Below are 3847 nucleotides of genomic sequence, written 5' to 3' on the forward strand. Positions count from 1 at the left end.
ATTTGAGCAGTACAAGACCTATGGCGACCAGCGCGACCACAACATTATGGCCGAGTCGGACTACGTGAACCTGATAGCGCAAGGCCTACAGGCGTACCATGATGCGGGGTACATGGCGGAGTTTGATGCGAATGTGGGTAAGGTATATGAGGGTGATTTTAGCTACAGTCAGTTCTACAGCATGATGGCTTATAATGGATTGCAAAATACCAATGCATACAATAGAAATATACAAAATGCAGAATGGTATAACATGTATGATAAGTACAGGAAAGCAGCTTCAATGTGTGATGTTAGTAATTGTAAATAATTTGGTTAACGATGAAGTATCTGTCTTTTTTTCGGAGTTTTTGCTTGCATCAAACTACTATATGCAACGATAAGGTTTATATTTTGTTCTCATCAGACTATCCCAAAAGTTACTTTAGGATGGAGCCTACTACAAGAGAAAAGAATATGCTAGGGACTTTTTTTCTGGATAAAACATCGGGAGATTGTCCTACTAATTGTTTCTGGTATTATAAGTATTCTTCAGAGCAAAGTATCATCAACGTAAAGCTGGATACCTTAAAGAATGTGATAACCTCCGAATGGGTGGCAACACAACCAGATACTACGCTCATAAAGCTTTTTAGAGGTAAGAATATTTACGTTATTCCGAAGGATAGCCTTAAGAATAGCAGAGGTAAGGCGTATTTAACTACCTATAAGCCTTGTGAGAAAATATAGGCAATTTAAGTTAGGACGAGGTTTTACTTTGTTCTAACTTATTTATCTAGGTTAGGAGCCTGACGGTTGGTGGATGTACTGTAGATAGTAACGTAGAAGCTATTATAATAAACTTATGAAAGGGATAGCTTTTTTTCTAATTTTTATCTTGGCAGCAGCGTGTGTTAAGGCGCAGAAGGATACGATCTATTTTATTTTTAATGGTAGCGTGAAGAATTCGTGTAAGGTAATGTCTGATTCGCTCACCTATAAGTTAAGATCAGATTCAACATGGTTTAACATAGAAATTAGTACCCCATTTTCACTTACTCACGAGTTAGCCCATGTGGGGAAGTACGATAAGTGGATATATTTGTCAAGACAGGATCTGTTTTTATTGAGGAAAAGGTATAATTTATCATACTTAACCTCATTGACAGGAAGGCAGTTTATCGATCGATTCGGATATCTTCAGTATGGTCATGTTTACTACCTAATCCCGTTGCTTGACAAGGATGATAGGGGGTATAAAGCTTATGAGTTTACCTTTGAAAGCAACTTTTTAAATGTGGAGTAGGGTAGTTGTGCCTGGTTTTTTGCATAAATAAGGGGGAGGTAAGTATGCTCATCAGGATCGTTAAAGTCCCAAATGTTTTTGGTGATATCAAGGATTTTCATAAAACCTTTAGAGGAAGGTTTGATGCATGGAAAAATTCAGATGGGAATTTCGACTATAAAACAATGTACACCATGTTAGCTTGGCGAGGCCTAATGAACACCCCGCAAGGGGCAGCGATGAAGAAAGATCCAAAGTTTATGTCAGCATTTAACCAAGCATTTATAGATGCAAAAGATGAAACCAAAAATTGTCCCCAATAGAAGTCGTTTAATAGGCATATTAGTCTTTCTTTTTAGTCTAAATGCTATGGCTCAAGAGATGGAGCCTGTTTACTTGATTTTTGACAGCCAATCCAAGACTCAAACCTTGGACAACTTGTATGAAAAAAAAGAGTTGCGTTGTATTTACTTTACATTTAAGTCAGATAAACTCAATACCTCTTTTGATTTCGTATTTGACAACTTTAAACTGGTTGACTGGATTAAGCAGAAGGGGGATACCTCTTTTTATGCAGGTAAAGATTTATTTGAGGGCAAAAGGTGCTACGATGGAGCGTGGTTCCAGAAGTCTTTTAGGGAAGAAGCTCATTTTATGATGAACGAGAGTATTATTCTTTACCTCGTTGATATTAGAGATGAAAAGGATGGTAAGTTCCGAGTATATAAGGTGGCATATTTACCTCCTGATGTAATGTAATAATTCAGAATGCAGGCAGCCTGTTGTACGAAAGCTGCCTGCATTTTGGCGAAGCTGCAGGGAAAGACGAATACCTCGATATACGACCCTAGCACGGTGGTGGGGAAGCTGCTTAAGGACTACTGGGGGCGAAATGGTTTTGACTGCAAATTCATTGTGTCTGATACTGTTTCTCCTAATCGTAAAGCATGGGCTCGTTATGAAGAAGGTTCTAATAAAGCTACAATAATAATTTCTAAAGATTATATGAATAATGCGACAACTCTTCAAATGGCCAATACTATAATTCATGAAGCCATTCATGCATATATTTTTGCTGAATTGGTACTTTTAGATCCGCTTAGCTACCCTTTAAAAAATAATAAAGGGGTATATCTGTCTCTAGATTTAGATTTTGCCTCTAACTGGGATTTATTCTGTGGAACTAATCAGCATGAATATATGGCAAAGTATTCTAATACTATGGAAATAGGTTTAAAAGAGTTTATTTCACGAAATGATCTAGGTCAGACGTTTACAGATGAGGAATTAAGGTATATGTCTTGGTCTGGTTTGACAGGAACAGATGCATATGTAAAAAATGCAAAAAATGATCCGACTTTTTCGACGAAAGTTCACGAAGTTTTAAATAAAATGATTGTAGTAAGCAAAGAATGTAATTGAAATGAAGAAGATAATATTACTATTGTTCGCTAGCTTTATGGTTCATACGCTGTTTGCACAGCGGGATACGGTCATTTTTTTGTATAAATGTCATATGTATGCCCCGTTAGATGTGTCAACCAATAAGGGAGTAACTAAGGTTGTAAATTGCAATAATGGGGATGTGCTGTTTAGAATAGCAGGAACAAATATGGTGTCGCATACCCTAATGTATTCAAATATTCTTAGTGAGAAGATGTTTGTCTCTCCCAAACAGTTACAGGCATATAAACGTGTATATAATCTAGACTATCTGAGTACACTTGACGATAAGGGGTTTATAGATACTCTGGGTTTGATTGGAGTCGAAAACGATAGAAAGCACGTTGCTGTTTTTTTAGTGCCATTATTAGATATGGGAGCATACAGAGGGCCTGCATATGAAATCTTATTTGTTAGTGAATTTTTGGAACGAGGACAGTGAGGAATATGATAGTAGGGATTGTAAGTAATACTTTTATATAATGAAAATAGGTGTTTTACTATTAAGTCTTTTCTTGTGTCAAGATATTACATGTAATGATAGCATTTATATCCTATTCACAACCGATTATCCTAAAAGTTACTTTAAAATGAATAAAACGCCAACGGGACGTAATATAATGGGAATATTTACTCTAGATAAAGCCGCTGGAGATGGGTGTCCTTTTAACACATTCTGGTTTCCTAAGAATTATCTGGAAAAGATTACCTCGGTAAAAGTGAATATAGACACCTTGCAGGACGTGATAACCTCCGAATGGGTGGCAACACAACCGGATACTACGCTCTTACGACTTTTTAGGGGTAAGAATATTTACGTTATTCCGAAGGATAGCCTTAAGAATAATGTTGGTAATGCGTATCTGGTTACTTATGATCCTTGCGCGGATATCTAGAAGATCTAGATTTGCACTAGAGATTCCGAAATTATAACCTTTTTGGGCAAAAGGGAGAAGGCGCCCGCTTGGACGCGTCTTCTCCTCGTTTTGAGTATAAGTAGAGGTATAAGCGCTAATCCACGAGAGCATTCATGCCGAGATATACGTGCGCATGCAAGGTTTAAGCGGAGGCGTTTCTACGGATGCCGATTTTGCGAGGCTATTTGAGCAGTACAAGACCTATGGCGACCAGCGCGACCAC

8 protein-coding genes are annotated in these 3847 nt (G+C 37.6%); all 8 read left to right on the plus strand.

All coding sequences use genetic code 11. The features are described from left to right. The coding region (locus L990_RS20175) for a hypothetical protein (protein ID WP_047445147.1) at positions 1 to 310 on the plus strand (310 nt) is incomplete at its 5' end. A 119-nt stretch (positions 311 to 429) separates the two neighbouring features. After that, a complete protein-coding gene (locus tag L990_RS02365) occupies positions 430 to 729 on the plus strand; it encodes a hypothetical protein (RefSeq protein ID WP_047445149.1) in 300 nt (99 codons plus the stop codon). 115 nt (positions 730 to 844) lie between these two features. Beyond that, the gene (locus L990_RS02370) at positions 845 to 1285 is read left to right on the plus strand and encodes a hypothetical protein (protein ID WP_047445151.1); all 441 of its coding nucleotides are present in this window, start codon (positions 845 to 847) and stop codon (positions 1283 to 1285) included. Between the two features lie 44 nt (positions 1286 to 1329). Then, a complete protein-coding gene (locus L990_RS02375) occupies positions 1330 to 1587 on the plus strand; it encodes a hypothetical protein (protein WP_047445153.1) in 258 nt (85 codons plus the stop codon). Beyond that, a complete protein-coding gene (locus L990_RS02380) occupies positions 1562 to 2023 on the plus strand; it encodes a hypothetical protein (protein WP_156121284.1) in 462 nt (153 codons plus the stop codon). Before L990_RS02375 ends, L990_RS02380 begins: the two co-directional genes overlap by 26 nt. A gap of 9 nt (positions 2024 to 2032) precedes the next feature. Beyond that, positions 2033 to 2686: a SprT-like domain-containing protein gene (locus L990_RS02385; RefSeq protein WP_047445158.1), complete on the plus strand. Its 654-nt coding sequence runs from the start codon at positions 2033 to 2035 to the stop codon at positions 2684 to 2686. Position 2687: 1 nt separating this feature from the next. After that, a complete protein-coding gene (locus L990_RS02390; RefSeq protein ID WP_047445160.1) occupies positions 2688 to 3149 on the plus strand; it encodes a hypothetical protein in 462 nt (153 codons plus the stop codon). 148 nt (positions 3150 to 3297) lie between these two features. Next, positions 3298 to 3603, plus strand: a complete 306-nt coding sequence (locus L990_RS02395) for a hypothetical protein (RefSeq protein ID WP_156121285.1) — start codon at positions 3298 to 3300, stop codon at positions 3601 to 3603. The last annotated feature ends 244 nt before the right edge of the window (positions 3604 to 3847 follow it).

Source organism: Alistipes sp. ZOR0009, assembly GCF_000798815.1.
Classification (GTDB): domain Bacteria; phylum Bacteroidota; class Bacteroidia; order Bacteroidales; family ZOR0009; genus Acetobacteroides.